The 18,863-nt window shown below is 48.2% G+C and carries 11 protein-coding genes; 4 read left to right on the plus strand and 7 right to left on the minus strand.

From position 1 onward, the window contains the following. The 6 genes from IEX60_RS09085 to uvrA all read right to left on the minus strand — a co-directional run bounded on the left by IEX60_RS09085 (position 1) and on the right by uvrA (position 11,881). The gene (locus IEX60_RS09085; protein ID WP_188749745.1) at positions 1 to 1,971 is read right to left on the minus strand and encodes a glycoside hydrolase family 127 protein; all 1,971 of its coding nucleotides are present in this window, start codon (positions 1,969 to 1,971) and stop codon (positions 1 to 3) included. A gap of 78 nt (positions 1,972 to 2,049) precedes the next feature. Then, positions 2,050 to 3,666, minus strand: coding sequence for a RagB/SusD family nutrient uptake outer membrane protein (locus IEX60_RS09090; protein ID WP_188749747.1), 1,617 nt, complete (start codon positions 3,664 to 3,666; stop codon positions 2,050 to 2,052). Between the two features lie 26 nt (positions 3,667 to 3,692). Next, positions 3,693 to 6,908, minus strand: coding sequence for a SusC/RagA family TonB-linked outer membrane protein (locus tag IEX60_RS09095; protein ID WP_229717490.1), 3,216 nt, complete (start codon positions 6,906 to 6,908; stop codon positions 3,693 to 3,695). Positions 6,909 to 7,093: 185 nt separating this feature from the next. Next, the gene (locus IEX60_RS09100; RefSeq protein WP_188749751.1) at positions 7,094 to 8,287 is read right to left on the minus strand and encodes a FecR family protein; all 1,194 of its coding nucleotides are present in this window, start codon (positions 8,285 to 8,287) and stop codon (positions 7,094 to 7,096) included. A gap of 105 nt (positions 8,288 to 8,392) precedes the next feature. Continuing rightward, the gene (locus IEX60_RS09105) at positions 8,393 to 8,980 is read right to left on the minus strand and encodes an RNA polymerase sigma factor (RefSeq protein WP_188749753.1); all 588 of its coding nucleotides are present in this window, start codon (positions 8,978 to 8,980) and stop codon (positions 8,393 to 8,395) included. Between the two features lie 93 nt (positions 8,981 to 9,073). Continuing rightward, the gene (gene uvrA, locus IEX60_RS09110) at positions 9,074 to 11,881 is read right to left on the minus strand and encodes an excinuclease ABC subunit UvrA (protein ID WP_188749755.1); all 2,808 of its coding nucleotides are present in this window, start codon (positions 11,879 to 11,881) and stop codon (positions 9,074 to 9,076) included. Between the two features lie 104 nt (positions 11,882 to 11,985). Between uvrA and IEX60_RS09115 the strand changes: the two genes are divergently transcribed. Both IEX60_RS09115 and IEX60_RS09120 read left to right on the plus strand, forming a co-directional pair. Then, positions 11,986 to 12,984, plus strand: coding sequence for a 2-hydroxyacid dehydrogenase (locus IEX60_RS09115; protein ID WP_188749757.1), 999 nt, complete (start codon positions 11,986 to 11,988; stop codon positions 12,982 to 12,984). Positions 12,985 to 13,051: 67 nt separating this feature from the next. Beyond that, positions 13,052 to 15,208, plus strand: a complete 2,157-nt coding sequence (locus tag IEX60_RS09120) for a phosphocholine-specific phospholipase C (protein WP_188749759.1) — start codon at positions 13,052 to 13,054, stop codon at positions 15,206 to 15,208. On the opposite strand, the gene IEX60_RS09125 is transcribed toward IEX60_RS09120, so the two are convergent. Continuing rightward, positions 15,192 to 15,386, minus strand: coding sequence for a hypothetical protein (locus IEX60_RS09125; protein ID WP_188749761.1), 195 nt, complete (start codon positions 15,384 to 15,386; stop codon positions 15,192 to 15,194). The two genes, IEX60_RS09120 and IEX60_RS09125, sit on opposite strands and share 17 nt — an antisense overlap. Positions 15,387 to 15,628: 242 nt before the next feature. Between IEX60_RS09125 and IEX60_RS09130 the strand changes: the two genes are divergently transcribed. Then, positions 15,629 to 17,002, plus strand: coding sequence for a sensor histidine kinase (locus IEX60_RS09130; protein WP_188749763.1), 1,374 nt, complete (start codon positions 15,629 to 15,631; stop codon positions 17,000 to 17,002). Between the two features lie 120 nt (positions 17,003 to 17,122). Further along, entirely contained in the window at positions 17,123 to 18,862 is a 1,740-nt protein-coding gene (locus tag IEX60_RS09135; RefSeq protein ID WP_188749764.1) for a phospho-sugar mutase, read from the plus strand. The last annotated feature ends 1 nt before the right edge of the window (position 18,863 follow it).

The following is an 18,863-nucleotide window of genomic DNA, read 5'->3' on the forward strand; positions in this document are numbered from 1 at the left end:
TTATTCTTTATTCAACAAAATCGATGTGACCCGGCGGGGAATCCATACTTGCATGGGTTGTTTGCCGCGGTTTGCCCATGCAAAATAAGGTATCGCCTTAAACGGTTGCACGGACGTGGTGGCTGATGCGCGGTCCGGAGTGGGTATGACAGCTTCCACCTCGCCGGATAGGGTGTATATGCCACCCAGCAAGTGGGGTTCCCATGTTTCCAAGAGCGGCACATCATCCTTGAGGATGACATTGAAAATTCCGCTGGCATTGTCTGCTTCTTCAAGGCAATATACCAGGGGGCCGCGTTGCAGGGCAACTTTACCGCGGTCTTGCGACACGCTGTCTGACGCCAATACGCGTTTTATTTCCATGGGTATCCGGATATCAACCCGATCTCCCTTTTTCCATGTATTGTGTACAATGGCATATCCATTGACCATTTTATACTGGGTCGGCTTGCCATTGATGCGGATTTCGGTATCCGGTGTTTCCGTGTTCGCAAACCGGTATAGGCCGCCGGAAATCGCATCGTTGCGTGCCCATCCCGGAATGCGCAGATGCAATGCAAATTCTCCGGTGTGTTCGGGCTCCAACAGTAGCGAAACAGACCCTTCCCATGGATAATTGGTCTGTTGGGTCAGTTTTACCCGGTTATTTTTCAGGGAGACGGTTGTTTTGCTGCCTGCATAGATATTCAACCAGATATCGTGCTCATCGTGGGCATACAAGTAATTTCCGACCGATGCCAAAAGGCGGGCGATATTGGAGGGACAGCAAGCGGTTCCGAACCATTCCTTGCGGGTATCACCCTCATAACTGGTTAAGGGATTGGGATAAAAAAAGCGGTCACCGGTGAGCGATATGCCTGCAAGCGCTCCATTAAACAGACTCCGTTCCAGCACATCAATGTACATCGCATTGCCGGTCAGTTGATTCATCCGCTGGTTCCAGAACACCATTCCTACAGAAGCACACGTCTCACCATATGCCTCAGCATTGGGCAAATCAAAGCTTTTCGTAAAGCCCTCGTTATGGCGGGAAGAGCCGATGGCTCCGGTGAGGTAAACGTTTTTATGAACCACATCTTCCCATACGCGTTGCATGGCATTCAGGTAGGTGGTATTTTTGGTGTATGATGCTACATCAGCCACGCCGGTGTAGTAGTACATGGCGCGTACGGCATGCCCGGTGATGTGGCTTATTGCTTCGATGGGCTGGTCATCCTGGCAGTACCGGGGTCCCCAGGCAGGATTGTCCCATATTCTGCCCACGCCATATCCGTGACCTCGTTGAGAAATAAACCAATTGGCCAGGTTGAGGTAGTTCTTGTTTCCGGTAGCTTCGTACAGTTTCACCAGGGCCAGCTCCACTTCCTGATGCCCCGTCACCCAGTTGCGCTTGCCCGGGCCAAAGATACTGTCCATGTGATCGGCCATTCGGATACCTACGTTCATCAACTTGTTTTTGCCGGTCGCATAATAGTATGCAATGCCGGCTTCGATGAGATGGCCGGCGCAATAGTCTTCGTGTTTTTCCATATCCGACCAGCGGTTTTCCAGACCGGTCAACGTATAGAAGGTGTTGATATAACCATCGGGTTCCTGCGCGGCAGCAATTTTATCGATCCATTCATCCGCTCTTTTCTCTACCTGTGGACTGGGATAAATTTTGAGAGAGTAGGCAATTGCTTCCAAGGCTTTGTAGACATCGGAATCGTCATAATAGATTCCTTCATGGCCTTTTCCGTCATTTAACAGGCCTGCGGCCCGTTCAAAATTCCGTATTCGTCCGGTCTTGGCTTCTGTATATTCCATGCACACCGGTACGGTTACTTCACTGACTTTGTGGGCGTATGTTTTCCAGAAACCGTCGTCGAGGATAACTTCCGAAAAGTGGATCGGCCGGATAAGGGGCTGGCCAACAGCGCAAGTGATGCCGCAGAACATCAGGGCAATTGAAGGGATAAAAAAAGGCTTCATAGCTAAAGATCAGCATAATTTATGTTGTACAAAAATAACATAGTTGGTGTCTATGGAACAACCATAGACACCAGAGTTTTATTGATAATCCGTATGTTGCACGAGTTTTGGGTTAGAATTGATGGCGATCTGCGGAATTGGAAAAACCGTACGGTAATTTCCGTTTGGTTTATGAGACAGCCAGCTTTTGGTGGTATAGACACCAAAGCGGATCATGTCCCTTCTGCGATGTGCCTCCCAAACAAACTCCCAACCTAACTCATCTAGCATTCTGCCGAATTGAATAGGTGTATTATCTCCGGCGGCTGTTATTTCATAATCTTCAACAAAACCGTATTGATAGCGGCTGTTTTGTAATAGTTCATCACCGGTTACGGTTGCTTTGGAAGGTGTTTCGGTAAATGCTCGCGCCCTGACTTCCGTCACCAGGCTAGCCGCATCGTTGCTTTGGCCAAGGCGCAGCAGGCATTCTGCCTTGATGAGCAAAACCTGTGCATACCGGAAAAATGGAAAATCATTGCTGAGGCTTCCCAGCGTACCCGTTTTCACTTCAAATTTATTCATCCGATAGCCTTCTGCTTCGCCGGTATAAATGCCATCGGGCAAGTCTTTGGTGAATATGAGGGGTTTACCTCCTTGGTCATACGACCCTACTAAGGGAGTTCTGCCGTCCGAAGCATATTGCGGTCCAATCATCCAGAAAGCAGGTAGGCGCTGGTCGCTTTCATCGTAGGTATCAATGAATTGAGAAATTCCTTTGGCCGAACCGGCACCCCAGGGAGTGGTCAGCATGTCGAATTTGTTGCGCAGGGATCCATGCAAGGAAAACATATGTACGCTGAATCCACCGGCTTGGTTTTCATCAAATGGTAGGGCGAAAATGATTTCAGAAGATCCCGTATTTTCCGTCCGGAATGCCGCTTTGAGATCGGATTCCAGCTGATATTTTCCAGACTTAATCACATCGTCGCACTCGTTTAGTGCCTCTTGCCACATGGGCTGACCTGTGTATACTTCCGCATTTAGGTATACGTTCGCGAGCAGCGTTTTTGCAGCCCATTTGTTGAAACGGGCATAATACAACACATTTTTTTCTTCACTGAGTGAGGGAATGGATTCGGTGAGTTCGGTAACGATGAACTGAAAAATCGTGGATCGTTCGGTCTTTTCCGGAAGCTCATCGGATCGGGTTGTGATCAGCGGAACATCGCCGAAGTTGTCAATCAACAGCCAGTAAAAGAATGCACGGATGGTGCGTACTTCCGCCACTAAGGATTCCGAAGATAGGTCGGCGGGTGGTGGAACCGTGCCATTTCGCAATTGGTCAATGACGCGGTTGGTGTTGATCACACCGGCGTACAACGTATTCCACATGTTGTTCATCTGCATACTTTCCGAATTCCAGGTATGCTCATGCATCCTTCTGTATATACCCCCATCGTCCCAGCCGGAAGCGTTGGCGGGCATAACGATTGCATCTGCAGAAGTCTCTTGAACCATGTAAAAGTTTTGATGGGATATTAGGCCCCTCATGTTGGCATAAGCCACCCCTATGGCTTGATACGCATTGGTATAGGTATACGACTCCTCTGTTAATTCGGAATATACGACTTCGTCTAAGTTATTGTTGCAGGAAGCGAAAATCAAACTGAGAAGTACGATGTATTGACCTGTTTTTTTATATATCGTTTTCATCTTTTCGACTATTAGTTTATTTTGGATTAAAACGTGAGGAAAACGCCAAGGGTATAGCTTCGCACGGCAGGATAACGGTTTTTATCGTCGATACCGGGTGCTAATCCTCCGATACTTACTTCCGGATCGATACCTTTATATTGCGTAAACGTATAAAGGTTGGAGATCGAAGCGTAAATGCGCGCATTTTTTAGGTAAGGATTGTTCATTTTCGCGTTATAACCCAAAGTTACGTTGTCGACTTTCCAGTAATTGCCATTTTCGAGGTAATAGCTGACATACTGCAATGACTGGTCGTCTGCCAGCGGCTGCTTTCCGTAGATGTTATCATACGCATTGCTCCTGAGGTTACCGCGTGTAAGCATTACCGGCGCGCTCCAAAACATTTCAGTCATATTCAAAATTTGAAAATCGAAGGCACCGCGCATGGTAATGTTCAAGTCAAAACTTTTATAGGAAAAAGTATTGTTCCAGTTGACGTAGTGCCTCGGCAGCCCATTGCCAATGATCTGTCTGTCATCTGCCTGCTGTTCGGCAATGGGTTTTGGGTTGCCATCTTTCCCCTCGATGATCCAATAGCCATCGTCGTCGATGCCTACACTTTTGAAGCCGTAAAAATTACCAATCGGCTGCCCCACCTGAACGCGATGAGTCGCTTGTTGGATTGGCTCTCCGGTATTGCCCGTGTCAAAATAACCGCTGGCCAAAGCAAAACGATCATTTGACAATGCGGTAACGCGGTTCGCATTGGTTGAGAAATTGGCAGCTGTATTCCATTGAAAATGGGGCGTTTGTACAGGGATAGCATTCAGTTGGACTTCTACTCCCTTGTTTTCCATGGAAGCAGCGTTTGCGGTGATCGAGCTATAGAGGTAGGGTGGTGTAGGCACCGGGAAATTGGCAATGAGATCTCGGGTAGTCCGGATATAATAGTCAATGGAACCTGCTATCCGGTTGTTTAAAAAGCCATAGTCCAACCCGATGTTCAACTCGCGCTTGGTTTCCCAACGAAGATCCGGATTGGGGTTGGTTGAAGGGTTAATCGCCTGAATCCATTGGCCGTTGACAAACACATTGGTATTGAAGTTAATTTTATTGAGCGACATGTACGAGGTATTTGGTTCCGTACCGGTAACTCCGAAGCCACCACGCAGTTTAAGTACAGACAGGGCGCTGAAATCTTGGAAAAATGGTTCTTTTTGGAGATTCCATCCCAACGAAATAGCCGGAAAATTGCCCCATTTGTGATTTGCCCCAAAGCGCGAAGAACCCTCATGCCTAAGACTCGCCATCAATAAATACTTGTCTTGAAAACTGTAATTGATGCGGAAGAAATATCCGGCCAGTTTGTTTTGAGATTGTGTAGAGTTTTCCGGAGCTTCACCTCTCCGGAGCGCAAGCCCGGCCCCAATATTGTTGTATGAGAACTCGTCAGTCGGAAAATCCCAGTTTTGCATCCAGTAATCTTCTGTATTGTATCGGCGCCAGGTATAACCACCAAGCAGGGTGAAGTAATGTTCACCGAGATTTTTATCATAATTGGCCGTTAATTCGAAAAGATCGTCTGTAGAACGGGTAGCACCTCTTGATGCAAATCCATTGCGCCCATTTCTGGCTGTTGAATAATGCTGTTTGGTTTCGTAATATCCCCGTGTGCTGTTATACATGTCGCGGGAGAAAAGCGCTTTGACCGCAAAACCATCGAAGGGCGTCAGTGTTGCTGTGCCAAACGTTCTGAAATTTTGATTCCGGTTTTCACCAATGGACTCCTCGATTAAGGCCAGGGGATTCATATAGTCGGTTTTGTCGGGTTGCTCTACCCAGTTGCCATTTTCGTCCCGTAAGGGTGAAGTAGGATTGAATGTGAGTGCATTGCGGTAAATCAATCCCGAATAATTCCCGCCGTCAATGGCAAAGTGCTTTTGTTGGTAACCATTGATATTGGCATTCACTTTTAATATGCCATCAAACATGGAGTGGTTTATTTCCAGTCTCGGATATAAAATCGTATTATCCGATTTTTTCATCACCCCGTTTAGTTGCCGGTACTCCAGGCTCATGATATAATTGGTATTTTGTGTCCCTCCCTTCAAACTAAGGTTATAAACTTGGGAAAGGGGTATTTGGGTTGTTTGTGCCAGCCAATCGGTGCTTTGCCCGAAATCTACACTTCCCGGTTTGTTTTGTTGGACTAATTGACGATACTGAGCCGCATCCATGAATTCCAGTTCACGGGTCATCCGTTGGGTGGTCCAGTAGGCGTTGAAGTCGATTGTAGGGGGCATTTCACCCCGTACTTTCCGTGTGGTAATAAGTATTACCCCGTTTGTGCCTCTTGTACCATAAATAGCAGCAGCCGAACCGTCTTTGAGTACATCGATAGATTCGATGTCTTCAGGAGCTACCGTCATCAATGATCCAGGAACCCCATCGATCAATATCAGTGGCGCCGTGCTTCCATTAATCGTCACATTGCCACGTAGCATAATCTGAGAAGTTGATGTGGGATTGCCATCGGGCGTAGCTACGCTTAGGCCGGCTACTTTGCCCCTGATAAGTTGCGCCGCATCTTGCACAGAACCTTTGACGAAATCTTCCGCTTTTACGCTGGCTATCGCGGTAGTGATCTGTTCACGGCGCTGTGTGCCGTATCCCACCACGACCACTTCATCCAAATCACTGACCGATTCGACCAATGCTGTATTTATAATAGATGAAGATCCAATGTTAATTTCTTGTGCCTCATACCCGACAATGGTGAAGACAAGTGCTCCTGTCTGATCGGGAAAAGAGACGGAGTAATTCCCGTTAGCATTGGTCGTGGTGGCAATGGAAGTATTTTTGACTTTTACCGTTACGCCTTCCAGCGGCCTGCCTTGTTCATCGGTTACCGTACCGGATATTTCGCGTTGTTGCTTTGCTATCGGGTTGGGCGTTGCCGGGTCTCCTTCCTTCATCTGTACGAGTACCGTTTGGTTTTCAATCTCATAGGTAAGCGGTTGTCCCGAAAAGCAAGCTTCTAAAACTTCCTGAATAGATGCGTCTTTAAAATGCAGGCTGACCGTCTTGATCCCTTGGAAATGTGCATCGTTATATAAAAAATCGTAACCGGTCTGTTGTTGGATTTGATCTAAGACATCAGCTATGGAAGCGTTTTTTACGTTGATAGTCACCTTTTGTGCATAGCCCATGGCCGCTGCTTGTAGAAACGTCACAGTCAGCAAGAAAACAACGAGTTTCATGGTTAGCAGTAATTTAAACAGATATCGCCGAGAGCGGCAAAATGCGATGGAATTTTTATACATTTGACAAAATGTTTGGTTAATAATTGAGTTATCGTCTTACAATTGATTCAATGCCAGCATTCATGCCGGGCGCGCCGCGAACGCTTCCGGCTTTTTTGTGGCCATTGTTGATGCAGGTATTGTTATTTCATGATGACCACCCTCCTTTCTTTGATTTCAAATCGAATTGGTGCGATTTTTTCCAGGTTATCGAATAACTGGGCTATATTCTTTGACCGATGGAAGGTACCCGTGAACTTGTCATCAAATTGCCCCCTGTATTCCACATTTTCGATATCGTACCAACGTGAAATTTTTTCGATGATATCATTGATGGATTCACTGTCAAACCGGAAATATCCGTTTTTCCAAGCCATCGCAGATCGCACATCGGCGTCTGACTGAAGGATTGTTCCGGTCGATCTGTCGACGGTCGCTTGCTGACCTGCTTTTAGTGTAACGGCTTTCCCATTTTTGGATACGTTTACCGCTCCTTCCACGAGCGTTGTTGTCGTCCATCGTTCGTCGGCATAGGCAGACACGTTGAAATGGGTACCCAATACTTTTATAACGCTACCGTTTGCATTTACGGAGAAAGGTTTGGATGTGTCGTGGGCTACTTCAAAATACGCTTCCCCTGTGAGGAATACATTCCGTTCTTTTTCGCTGAAAACCAGCGGATACCGAATCGAAGACGCAGTATTGAGCCAAACTTTGGTGCCGTCGGGAAGCAAAATCTGATACATGCTGCCTTTGGGCGTACTGAAAGTATTGTACTTAAGTGGGCCATTGAGGCTGGCCTCTGTCGTTTCATAAAAGATACTTCCGTCTTCTACTTTTCTGATTTCAACACCAGCTTCGTAAGCTAAAACACCATCCAATGAGTCGCTAAGAACAATCGTACGCCCATCTGCCAGGGTAAGTATCGCTTGATTATGATCGGGCAATACAATGCTGTCTCTGCTGGCGGCTGTCGTCAGGATATTACCGGCGTCTGGCTGTTTTATATGGTATAGGAAGAAGCCTATTGAAGTGACAACGGCCCAAAGCGCCACCATTTTCACCCAGGAAATACGGTTTTGTTTAGGGCTAGACAGCGGTTGAGAGGTGGCTTGCCGCTCGTGGATCTCGGAAATAAGCTGGTCATACACCCGTTTTTTCCTGCCGGGATCGAACTCCGCATGGTGTTCGTCTGCCTTCAATACTTGGTCAATAGCTGCTGAAGTTGCGGAGGGATCCCCCTCATCCAAATACCTCAACAGCTCTTCACAGTCTTCCTGCGAAATGCGATTGTCAAAATATTGAGCCAGCAAATGCCGTAAGCGGTTTTCGTCCATACTACTACGGTATATAATTGGCCCTTCTTAGTAAGGGCTTACATAAACAGAACACCAACGGGAGAAAGTAGGACTAGTTTGATGAAAATTTTTTTTAACGGGGTGTCAGCCTATCATCAGGCTAAAGAACACCAAGGCCTGCAGATAGGTATAGCCCGATTGGTATAGGGAATTTTTCAATGTCTTTAAAGCTTGTACCATATGGTTTTTTACGGTGTTGGGCGATAAGCCCAATTTCTCTGCAATTTCGTGGTGGGTAAGACCTTCCTCCCTGCTAAGTTTGAATATCAGTTGCTGTTGCTTGGGGAGACAGGCGATAAGGCGTTCGGTCTGTTGCGCTAACTCAACGGCCATAAACTGCTCTTCAGGTGGATTGCCCGCTGCCTCCATACCACTCATCAATTGTTCAAATAACACTGGTGACTTACGGATTTCACGCAGTTTGTTCAGGCACAGCCGTTTCGAAATTACATAGAGATACACCCACATATCGCCTTGTTCATTCAGCCCTTCCCGGTTGAGCCATAATTTCAGAAATACATCCTGTACGATTTCCTCGCTCCAGGAAGCGTCTTTTAGGAAACGGTAGGCCAATTGATAGACCTTTCCGCTATGAAGGTCATAAATTATGCGGAAGGCTACTTCATCGCCAGCCATCAAACGCCGGATAATCGAAGAGTCAATGGAAGACATGGCATAAGTTTATAACTGCTAATCAATTACAAACCTACTACAAATTGTAACCAAAAGAAAGAAACTTGTTAATAAGTTACCGGAATGACTTCATTACGATGCAGCAATATACGTTTTCAGGAACTGTGCGGTATGGGTGTCAGCATGTTTCACCATATCCTCCGGGGTACCTTCGAACACCAAATGACCACCCCGCTGACCTCCTTCAGGGCCGATGTCGATAATCCAGTCGGCACTTTTGATCATGTCCATGTTATGCTCGATGACAAGAATGCTGTTGCCTTGGGCAATCAGCGCGTCAAACGATTTCAATAACTTCTTGATGTCGTGGAAATGCAGTCCGGTGGTGGGTTCGTCAAAGATAAACAGCGTGTTCTTACTATTATTTCCTTTGATGAGAAAGGAGGCCAGTTTAATGCGTTGGGCTTCTCCGCCCGAAAGCGTACTGGAAGATTGACCTAGTTTCACGTATCCCAGGCCCACATCGGCCAAGGGTTGTAGTTTGGCAAGGATTTTCGGCTGGTCCGCAAAAAACTCCAATGCTTCGTCTACACTGAGATCAAGGATGTCCGACACGTTTTTATCCTTCCAGGTGATGTCAAGTACATGCTGTTTAAAGCGTTTACCACCGCAGGCCTCACAGGGGAGCACGATGTCTGCCATGAATTGCATCTCGATTTTAACCTCCCCTTCTCCCTGGCAGACATCACAGCGTCCGCCTTCCACATTGAAGGAAAATGCAGCCGGTTTTAAGCCGGCGGCCTTCGCCGCCGATTGGGAACTGTATAGTGCCCGAATTTCGTCCCAAGCCTTCACATAGGTCACGGGGTTGGAGCGCGACGAGCGGCCAATGGGATTCTGGTCTACTAGCTCGACCTGTTCGATCCGTTGGATATCGCCATCGATGCCATCATACTGGCCGGTTTGTTCGCCGGAATAGTTGCCGATTGCCTTTTGAAGCGCCGGGTATAGAATGCGTTTTATCAGCGATGTCTTCCCTGAACCTGACACGCCGGTTACCACGGTGAAGACATTGAGCGGAAAGCGGACATCCATCCCTTTCAGGTTGTTTTCGCGGGCACCTTTGACGCGGATGGCATCATGCCATTTTCGCCGGTTCGCGGGAACGGGAATGTGCTCTTTACCGCTGAGGTATTTACCGGTGAGGCTGTCTTCCTCCTTGAGAATCTGGTCATACGTGCCATCGAATACCAGCCTTCCGCCGTTTATTCCGGCTTCCGGGCCGATGTCGATCAGGTAATCGGCTGCTTGCATCATCTCCTGCTCATGTTCCACGACCAATACCGTATTGCCCACATTCCGCAGGGATTTCAAGACACTGATAAGGCGTTGTGTATCGCGGGGGTGGAGGCCAATGCTGGGTTCGTCCAATACGTAGATCGAGCCTACCAGCGAACTGCCGAGTGAAGTGGCTAAATTAATCCGCTGGGATTCACCGCCCGACAGTGTGTTCGACAGCCGGTTGAGTGTAAGATAACTTAAGCCCACATCGGTAAGAAACTGCAGGCGGTTGCAGATTTCGGTGAGCAGGCGCTGCGCTATTTTAGCTTCGTTTTCAGACAGCTCCAGGTTTTGGAAAAACGCGAGTGCGGTATCCAGCGGCATCAGCACGATGTCCGAGATGGATTTTCCGTTGATTTTTACGTAGGAGGCATCCTGACGGAGGCGTGTACCTTTGCATTCCGGGCAATCGGTTTTGCCGCGGTAGCGGGAGAGCATGACCCGGTATTGGATTTTATAAGTCTGCTCTTCGAGTTCCTTAAAAAAGCGGTTCAATCCGTCGAAGTAGCGGTTACCTGTCCACAGCAACTCCTTTTGTCCGTCCGTCAAATCGGCATAGGCGCGGTGTATGGGGAAATCAAATTTTGTGGAGTTGCGGATCAGGCGCTGCAACCATTCCCCCATTTTTTCGCCGCGCCAAGGGGCAATTGCCCCATCGTATATGGAGCGGCTTTTGTCGGGGACTACCAAATCCGGGTCGATACCGATGATACGGCCATACCCTTCACAGCGTTTGCAGGCACCATAGGGGTTGTTGAAGCTGAAAAAATTGGGAGTGGGTTCTTCAAAGGTGATGCCATCGAGCTCAAACCGATCCGAAAACGTGTGGATGGTGCCATTCGCTTCTACATAGCAGTCACCCTTTCCTTCAAAGAAGGCCGTTTGCACGGAATCAGCGATGCGGTTTGTCGTGTCTTCTTCACCGTCTACCGCGATCCGGTCGATCACAATCAATAGGTCCCCGGCCGTTGGGGTCCGGTTTTCCACAGCGGCGTCTTCCAACAGCGATTCAATTTTATGGGTGACTCCGTTGTAGACTACTCGCACAAATCCTTTTTGGAGAAGGACAGCCAGTTCTTCTTTCAGCTTGCGGTTATTTGTCGGGTGTAACGGCGCACTTATGGTCGTTACGGTACCTTGGGGAAGTGAGGTGACAAAGGAAGTGACCGAAGTAACCGTGTCTTTCTTTACCTCTTCTCCCGATACGGGGGAATACGTTTTACCGATCCGGGCGTAGAGCAGCTTTAGGTAGTCGTAGATTTCAGTGGATGTCCCTACGGTGGAACGGGGATTGCTGGTGATGACTCGCTGTTCAATGGCAATAGCCGGGGCGATGCCTTTGATGTAATCGACCTCGGGCTTGCTCATCCGCCCCATGAATTGCCGGGCGTATGACGAGAGGCTTTCCACATAACGGCGTTGCCCTTCGGCATAGAGTGTATCAAAGGCCAACGATGATTTGCCCGAGCCCGACATGCCCGTTATAACGACGAGTTTATTTTTTGGGATGGCCACGTCTACATTCTTGAGGTTGTGTACGCGGGCGCCTTTGATAAGAATATGGGTTTTGGGATCGAGTGTTGCTACTTCTTTATTCATATGTGGAACCAAGCGGTCCGTACAGGATCTCGTACGGAGAGACACAAAAGTACGGATAATTTTTTTAGTAGTTAGGAAGAAAAATAAGATGTTATCTTTAAACCATGAAAGTAACCTTTTTCTCTACAAAACCCTACGACAGGGAGTTTTTTAGGCGGCTCAACGAAGTCTACAGTTTCGACTTTGTGTTTTACGAAACCCACTTGGGGCCCCATATCGTCAACGCGGTTGAAGAATCGGACGCCATTTGCGCATTTGTAAATGACAAGCTTACCGCGGAGGTGCTTGGCGTTTTGGCCAATCGCGGTGTAAAGTACATCGCCATGCGATGTGCAGGCTTTAACAATGTCGATCTGGATGCAGCCAGGAAATATGGCCTGCGCATTTGCCGTGTGCCGGCCTATTCACCGGAGGCGGTGGCAGAACATGCGTTGGCCATGATCCTTACCCTCAACCGCAAGACTCATAAAGCGTATAACCGTGTGCGGGAGCAGAATTTTTCGCTCAACGGGCTTATGGGTTTTAATCTCCACGGAAAGACAATCGGCATTGTTGGCACGGGCAACATCGGGCGGGCATTTGCCCGGATTATGGGAGGTTTTGGTTGCGAACGGCTTGCCTATGACCTCTACGAAGACGAAGCCCTTAGCACCGCAGGTGTACAGTACGTGCCGCTGGCTGAACTTTTTAGCCGTGCGGACATTATTTCGCTCCACTGTCCGCTGACCGAGGATACCAAACACCTGATCAACGCAGCATCCTTAAAGTTGCTGAAGCCGGGCGTTATGCTTATCAACACAAGCCGGGGGCAACTCATTGATACGGCTGCGGTGTTGGAAGGACTGCGTTCCAAACACGTTGGCTACCTGGGTATCGATGTATATGAGCAAGAGGAAAAGCTGTTTTTCCGGGACCTTTCACAGACTATTTTGAATGACGATGCCATCCAGTTGCTCATGAGTTTTCCCAATGTGCTGGTGACCGGCCATCAGGCCTTTTTCACCGCCGAAGCTATGGAAGAGATTGCGTCTACGACGTTGATGAACCTGTCACGTCTGTCACAAGGGCTTGAACCCGAAAATCCAGCGGCTTTATTAGTTTGAGGACGGGGGCGCAGGTATTTCATTTTTTTAACTTAGCTTTAGTTGCGATTTAAGAAAGAAAATTAAGATGTCTAAACTACACCGACGCGATTTTATCAAGTTGTCAGCTACGGCCGGATTGGCGGCCTCCCTGTGGGAACCGCTTTTGCAAAAAGCGCTGGCGGTAGCAGCTTACAATGCCACACGGTCCATCAAAGATGTACAGCACATCGTGATCCTCATGCAGGAAAACCGGTCATTTGATCATTATTTCGGTGCGATGAAAGGAGTGCGCGGTTTTGGCGACCGTTTTCCGATACCGCTTGAAAGCGGCGAACGGGCATTTCATCAGTCAGATGGTGAAAAGATTGTGCCTCCCTACCGGGCAGATCGGAAAACATCAAATGCCGCTTTTATCAACGGCACACCGCATAATTTCCCCGATACGCAAGCCGCCTGGAACCAAGGAAAATATGGATTTTGGCCGCTGTTTAAGACCCCGTATTCCATGGCGTATTATACAAGGGAAGAAATCCCGTTTCAATACGCCATGGCCGAATATTTTACCATTTGCGATGCCTATTACTGTTCCATTGCCACAGGTACGGATCCCAACCGCATCGTGTTCTGGTCAGGATCCGGTTGGGACCCCGAAAAACAGGCAGCGGGCGTAAACTGCACCGATGCGGATTCCGAACCCGTCAACCTGCGCTGCTGGATCAAGGGCGAAATGCCGGAACCAGGATATACCTATCAGGGAAGTGCATTTAAATGGCCTACCATTCCGGATGTGTTGCAACAGGCGGGTATCAGCTGGCGCATTTATCAGGATCCGAATGATAACTGGACGGGGGCTATGCACGGCTGCCTGGCCTTTGAAAGCTTCCGGAATGCGAAACCCGGTGATCCGATTTATGAAAATGGGATGCGACACTGGTCATTGGAAGACCTTGCCAACGATGTAAAAAACAATACGCTGCCGCAGGTAAGTTGGATACTGCCCTCGCAAAGCAACTCCGAACATCCGGGCGCTCCTTCCAGCCCCTATCGTGCATCCAATTTTACTCACGAGGTATTGTCGGCCATTACGTCCAATCCAGAAGTATGGAGCAAGACGGTGTTCTTCCTGACTTTTGATGAAAACGATGGGTTGTTCGACCATCTGCCTGCTCCTGCAGTGCCCTCATACAACTTGGATGGCACGCTCGCCGGAAAATCGACAATTGACGTTAACGGTATGTATTTCCATGACGACAAGGACAACCTTGAAGATACCGATACACCACGGGTTTATATCGACAAAAGGGATACGATTTCGGGAAACCTGCGTCCCTGGGGAATGGGCCCCCGCGTGCCGATGTATATCCTGTCTCCTTGGAGCAAAGGCGGATGGGTGGACTCAGCCGTGGCTGATCACACCTCGGTGGGGCAGTTTATCGAGAAGAGATTCGGGGTGACTATTCCGGCTATCTCTCCATGGCATCGTGCTGTTAGCAGTGATCTGACATCGGCATTCGACTTTGTAACACCCAACGATCCGAAGCTACCGGTCATGCCCGATACAGCAGGGTTTGAAAAAATAGATGCGGCGTCAAAGGAACTTCCCAAAGCCACGGCCCCCGCGCAGCCAGCGCAGTTGTACCAAGAGCGGGGAACCCGCCTCTCAAGAGCGCTGCCCTATCGGCTGCATTGTACATTGAAGTACCTGAAGGATAAAAACCTGGTGCAGCTTGTTTTTAAGAACAAGGGAAACAAAGGGGCTGTATACCACGTGTATGACATGCATCGGCTGGATCGGATTCCGCGGCGGTACACGGTGGAGGCAACCAAATCGCTGGCAGACGAATGGGAGGTGAGCGAAACGAATGGGGCTTATCACCTCGAAGTATACGGCCCAAACGGCTACTTCCACAAATTTGAGGGAAATATAGGTAATGCGGAACCGGAGATCGAGCTGGAATATGATCACCAAAAGGGAGATATTTCCATTCATTTGCAGAATGGTTCACGGACACCCTTACATATAGAAATTGAAGCGAATGCATACGAATATGAAAAATTCGATCCGATTTCCCTCGCAGCCGGGAAGCGTCTGAAAAAATATATCCGTCTGGATAAAAGCAGCAACTGGTATGATTTTACCGTTAAAACCACCAACGGATTTTCACATCGTTTTGCCGGCAGGGTAGAAACCGGAAAGGCAGGTATCAGCGACCCGGCAATGTGCACTATCGCCGGATCCTGATGTATAGGATCAATACACAAAGTGCCACTGCAAGGAAGAAACAGGTGATTCCAAAGCTCCGGATGCGGTTACGCGCATGGGCTGATAAAAAAGGATATTTACGGTTTCTCGATACCAAGTAGGTGCCGAGGTACCCTCCGGCAAATAACAATACAATCACTAAAAAGAGTAGTTTCATATTCCGGGTGAATGTAGCATTTGTTGAACAAACGAAAAACTAAAGTGACAGAAAAATTGGTATGTTTGTAATCGTGCTTTTAGGTTGAAACCTGCATGAGCTCCCACTCAAAAAAGGCATGAATAAGTCGAGCTCATGCAAGCTTCATCGCCACTTAAAAACTTAGCGTAGCGATCTCATTGATGCCGCTAGGAAGACAAATAATCCATCAATAAACAAATTATTTTGATGCAAAATTGCGATTGAAAGGCGAACGCACCAAATGGTTTTTTAACTCGCTTACGGCTTGTTGGCAGGAACTGACCGGTAAGCCGGGAGAGCTATCGCGCGAAAACCGCGGTTTTAATGTTGTGTCGCTGTACATGATTTTGTTACTGGCGATTCTGATTCCTTTAGACATTTATCTCGGCCTTTGGGAGATTGCAGCGGGGCTGGCCGTGACCGAAGGAATGCTGATCACCATGTTTCTTCTGTCTCGTTATCGGGGTTTGCATCGTGTAGGACTAACTGTATATGCGATCCACAGCTACCTGCTTATTATTTTTACCTATTTGTACAATGGGGGGAACGCCGGCCCGGCCCTTTATTTTTTTCTACTCACTTATTCGCTTCTGATAGCATTCACTGCGCAACGGCTTCATTGGGTTTGGACCGGATTACACCTTGTTTTATCGGTTGGCTTATTGATAGGTGAATACGTTTATCCATCTATTGTGATGGTCGGCTATGATTCCAAAAGTTCACGTTTTACCGATCTGACGACCTCCTTCCCGATTATTATTATTTGCATGTATGCCGCAACGAGCTACCTCCGGAAAGCATACGAACGCGAGCGGGCGGCGGCTGAACTTCAGAATAATCTGTTGCAGCAAGCAAATCGTGAAAAAATTGAGTTGATTTCCATCTTGGGCCACGACTTAAGGAATCCATTGAACGCCTTGACAGGCACACTCGAAATCCTCACCCGGGAAGATCTTTCTTCCGAAGTGGAAAAAAAGCTGAAAGGTGAGTTATTGGTTTCTGCCTATCATACATCAGACTTGCTCAATAACGTACTCGCTTGGGTATCGGGGCAGATAAAGGGCATTAACCCGTTGTTTACCTGGGTAGATCCGGAGATGATCATTGAACGCGTATTAGCAGTGCAGGGGCTTATGGCGGAGAAGAAGGGGATTGCGATTCAGTTGGATGTCAAGAAAGGAATCAAAGTACTTGCAGATGCTGAAATGCTGGAGGTGATTATCCGAAATCTGATAAGCAATGCACTTAAGTTTACTCCGCAAAAAGGTACGATTCGCATAGCGGTGACAGAAGACCTGGTAAGCAATCAGTGCACAATTTCTATAGACGATGATGGCGTGGGCATACCAGACGGAGATTTAAAAAACATTTTCAACGTCCGTATCCAGTCAACATACGGTACCGAAAGCGAAAAGGGAATCGGACTGGGTCTGTTTCTATGCCGGGAGCTTACCCTCCGGTTAAATGGAAAAATCTGGGCGGAAAGCGAACTGGGCAAAGGGTCCGTTTTTTTTCTCACATTGCCCCTGTATACCCACGATAATCCCACCGACCGGTTTCCTCTGCAAAAGAACGTATTCCAGACGTTCCATTAATCCCGTTCTCCCCAGCCAATGGTTTTTCCAGGACGTGGATGTTTGGATTTATTTTTGTAGGCTATGATTTCGTAAATGCGATGCATTTTATCTATGTTTGAAAAGGAAAGAAATTTGACCATGACGACAACGAATTTAGATCCCGCGATCCAGGCACGCGCCGAAGTTTGGCTACATGCGCCTTATGATGAGTCCACTACAGCGGCTGTAAAAGAATTATTTGATACAAAGCAGTATACTGAATTAACAGACAGCTTTTATAAGGATCTTGAATTCGGGACCGGGGGTCTCCGGGGCATTATGGGGGTGGGTACCAACCGGATGAACAAATATACCATTGGCAGGGCTACGCAGGGGTTGAGCAATTATCTGCTCAAAACCTATCCGGGAGAACAAATTAAAGTAGCCATTTCTTATGACAGCCGCAATAATTCGCAATCGTTTGCCCGTTTGGTGGCCGATGTGTTTTCAGCCAATGGCATTCAGGTATATTTGTTTGCTGAATTGAGGCCTACGCCGCATCTGTCGTTTGCGGTCCGGCATCTCGGATGCCACGCCGGGGTGATGCTGACAGCTTCGCACAACCCTAAGGAGTACAACGGTTATAAAGCCTATTGGAACGATGGTGGTCAGCTGGTTCCACCTCACGACAAAAATGTGATCCAGGAAGTGTACGCCATCGAAGATCCGGATGAAATCAAATTTTCGGCCAACGAGGCGAATATTCACTTGCTGGGCAAGGAAATGGACGAGGCTTATTTGGATGCCATCGCCACCTTAACCATCCGGCCGGAAACCGTAGCACGGCAAAAGGACCTGAAAATTGTCTATTCGCCTATCCACGGTACAGGTGTTACGCTGGTACCACCCGCTTTGCAGCGTTGGGGATTTGCTAACGTGCAGGTGGTGGAAGCACAAGCCAAACCAGATGGCAATTTCCCGACGGTAGTGTATCCGAATCCGGAAGAAGAAGAAGCCATGTCACTGGCGGTAGAAGCAGGTGAGCGTATTGGAGCAGATGTAATCTTTGCCACGGATCCCGATGCGGACCGCGTGGGAGCGTCTGTCCGGAATAAGGATGGCGCTTACCAACTACTCAATGGAAACCAAATCGGTAGCTTATTGGTTAACTATGTACTGTCTGCAAAAAAAGAACAGGGCGATTTGCGGCCCGATGATTATGTGGTCAAAACCATCGTGACGACCAACTTGATTGCAGACATCGCCAAGCAATACGGCGTCACCTATTACGATACCCTTACAGGCTTTAAGTACATCGGCGAACTGATCACGTTGAAAAACGGACAGGGCCGTTTTCTGGTAGGCGGGGAAGAAAGTTATGGCTACTTGGTTGGTGAACTGGTGCGCGATAAAGACGCTGTGGTATCTGCTGTATTCATTGCCGAAATGGCGGCTTATTACAAAGACCAGGGCAAAACGTTGTTTGATGCGCTGATAGACCTATACACGCAGCATGGTTATTATAACGAGAAACTGATCTCGCTGACAAAAAAAGGAAAGGCCGGAGCCGAAGAAATCAAAGCGATGATGGAACGCCTGCGGACCGATCCGCCCCAAACCCTTGGAGGCATCGATGTAGCCGAAATCAAGGATTACGAAAGGAGTGAGTCGTACAACCTCAAAACAGGCAAACGAGAGGCAATCAACCTTCCTAAGTCGGACGTCTTGCAGTTTATCACCGTGGATGGCGACGTGATCTCCGCCCGTCCCTCAGGCACGGAACCCAAAATCAAATTTTATTGCAGCGTACGGCAACCGCTCAGCAGCGCCGCGGATTTTGATCGCGTAGGGCAGGAATTGGAAGAACGGGTGGATCGGATCATGAAAGACATTGCCTAAC

It is taken from the genome of Parapedobacter defluvii, assembly GCF_014642075.1.
Taxonomy (GTDB): Bacteria; Bacteroidota; Bacteroidia; order Sphingobacteriales; family Sphingobacteriaceae; genus Parapedobacter; species Parapedobacter defluvii.

Bases quoted from the DNA above. Each gene is read 5' to 3' on its own strand.
- IEX60_RS09120 (WP_188749759.1), top strand. From the start codon at position 13,052: ATGTCTAAACTACACCGACGCGATTTTATCAAGTTGTCAGCTACGGCC.
- IEX60_RS09125 (WP_188749761.1), bottom strand. From the start codon at position 15,386: ATGAAACTACTCTTTTTAGTGATTGTATTGTTATTTGCCGGAGGGTAC.
- IEX60_RS09090 (WP_188749747.1), bottom strand. From the start codon at position 3,666: ATGAAAACGATATATAAAAAAACAGGTCAATACATCGTACTTCTCAGT.
- IEX60_RS09100 (WP_188749751.1), bottom strand. From the start codon at position 8,287: ATGGACGAAAACCGCTTACGGCATTTGCTGGCTCAATATTTTGACAAT.
- IEX60_RS09105 (WP_188749753.1), bottom strand. From the start codon at position 8,980: ATGTCTTCCATTGACTCTTCGATTATCCGGCGTTTGATGGCTGGCGAT.
- IEX60_RS09115 (WP_188749757.1), top strand. From the start codon at position 11,986: ATGAAAGTAACCTTTTTCTCTACAAAACCCTACGACAGGGAGTTTTTT.
- uvrA (WP_188749755.1), bottom strand. From the start codon at position 11,881: ATGAATAAAGAAGTAGCAACACTCGATCCCAAAACCCATATTCTTATC.
- IEX60_RS09135 (WP_188749764.1), top strand. From the start codon at position 17,123: ATGACGACAACGAATTTAGATCCCGCGATCCAGGCACGCGCCGAAGTT.
- IEX60_RS09085 (WP_188749745.1), bottom strand. From the start codon at position 1,971: ATGAAGCCTTTTTTTATCCCTTCAATTGCCCTGATGTTCTGCGGCATC.
- IEX60_RS09095 (WP_229717490.1), bottom strand. From the start codon at position 6,908: ATGAAACTCGTTGTTTTCTTGCTGACTGTGACGTTTCTACAAGCAGCG.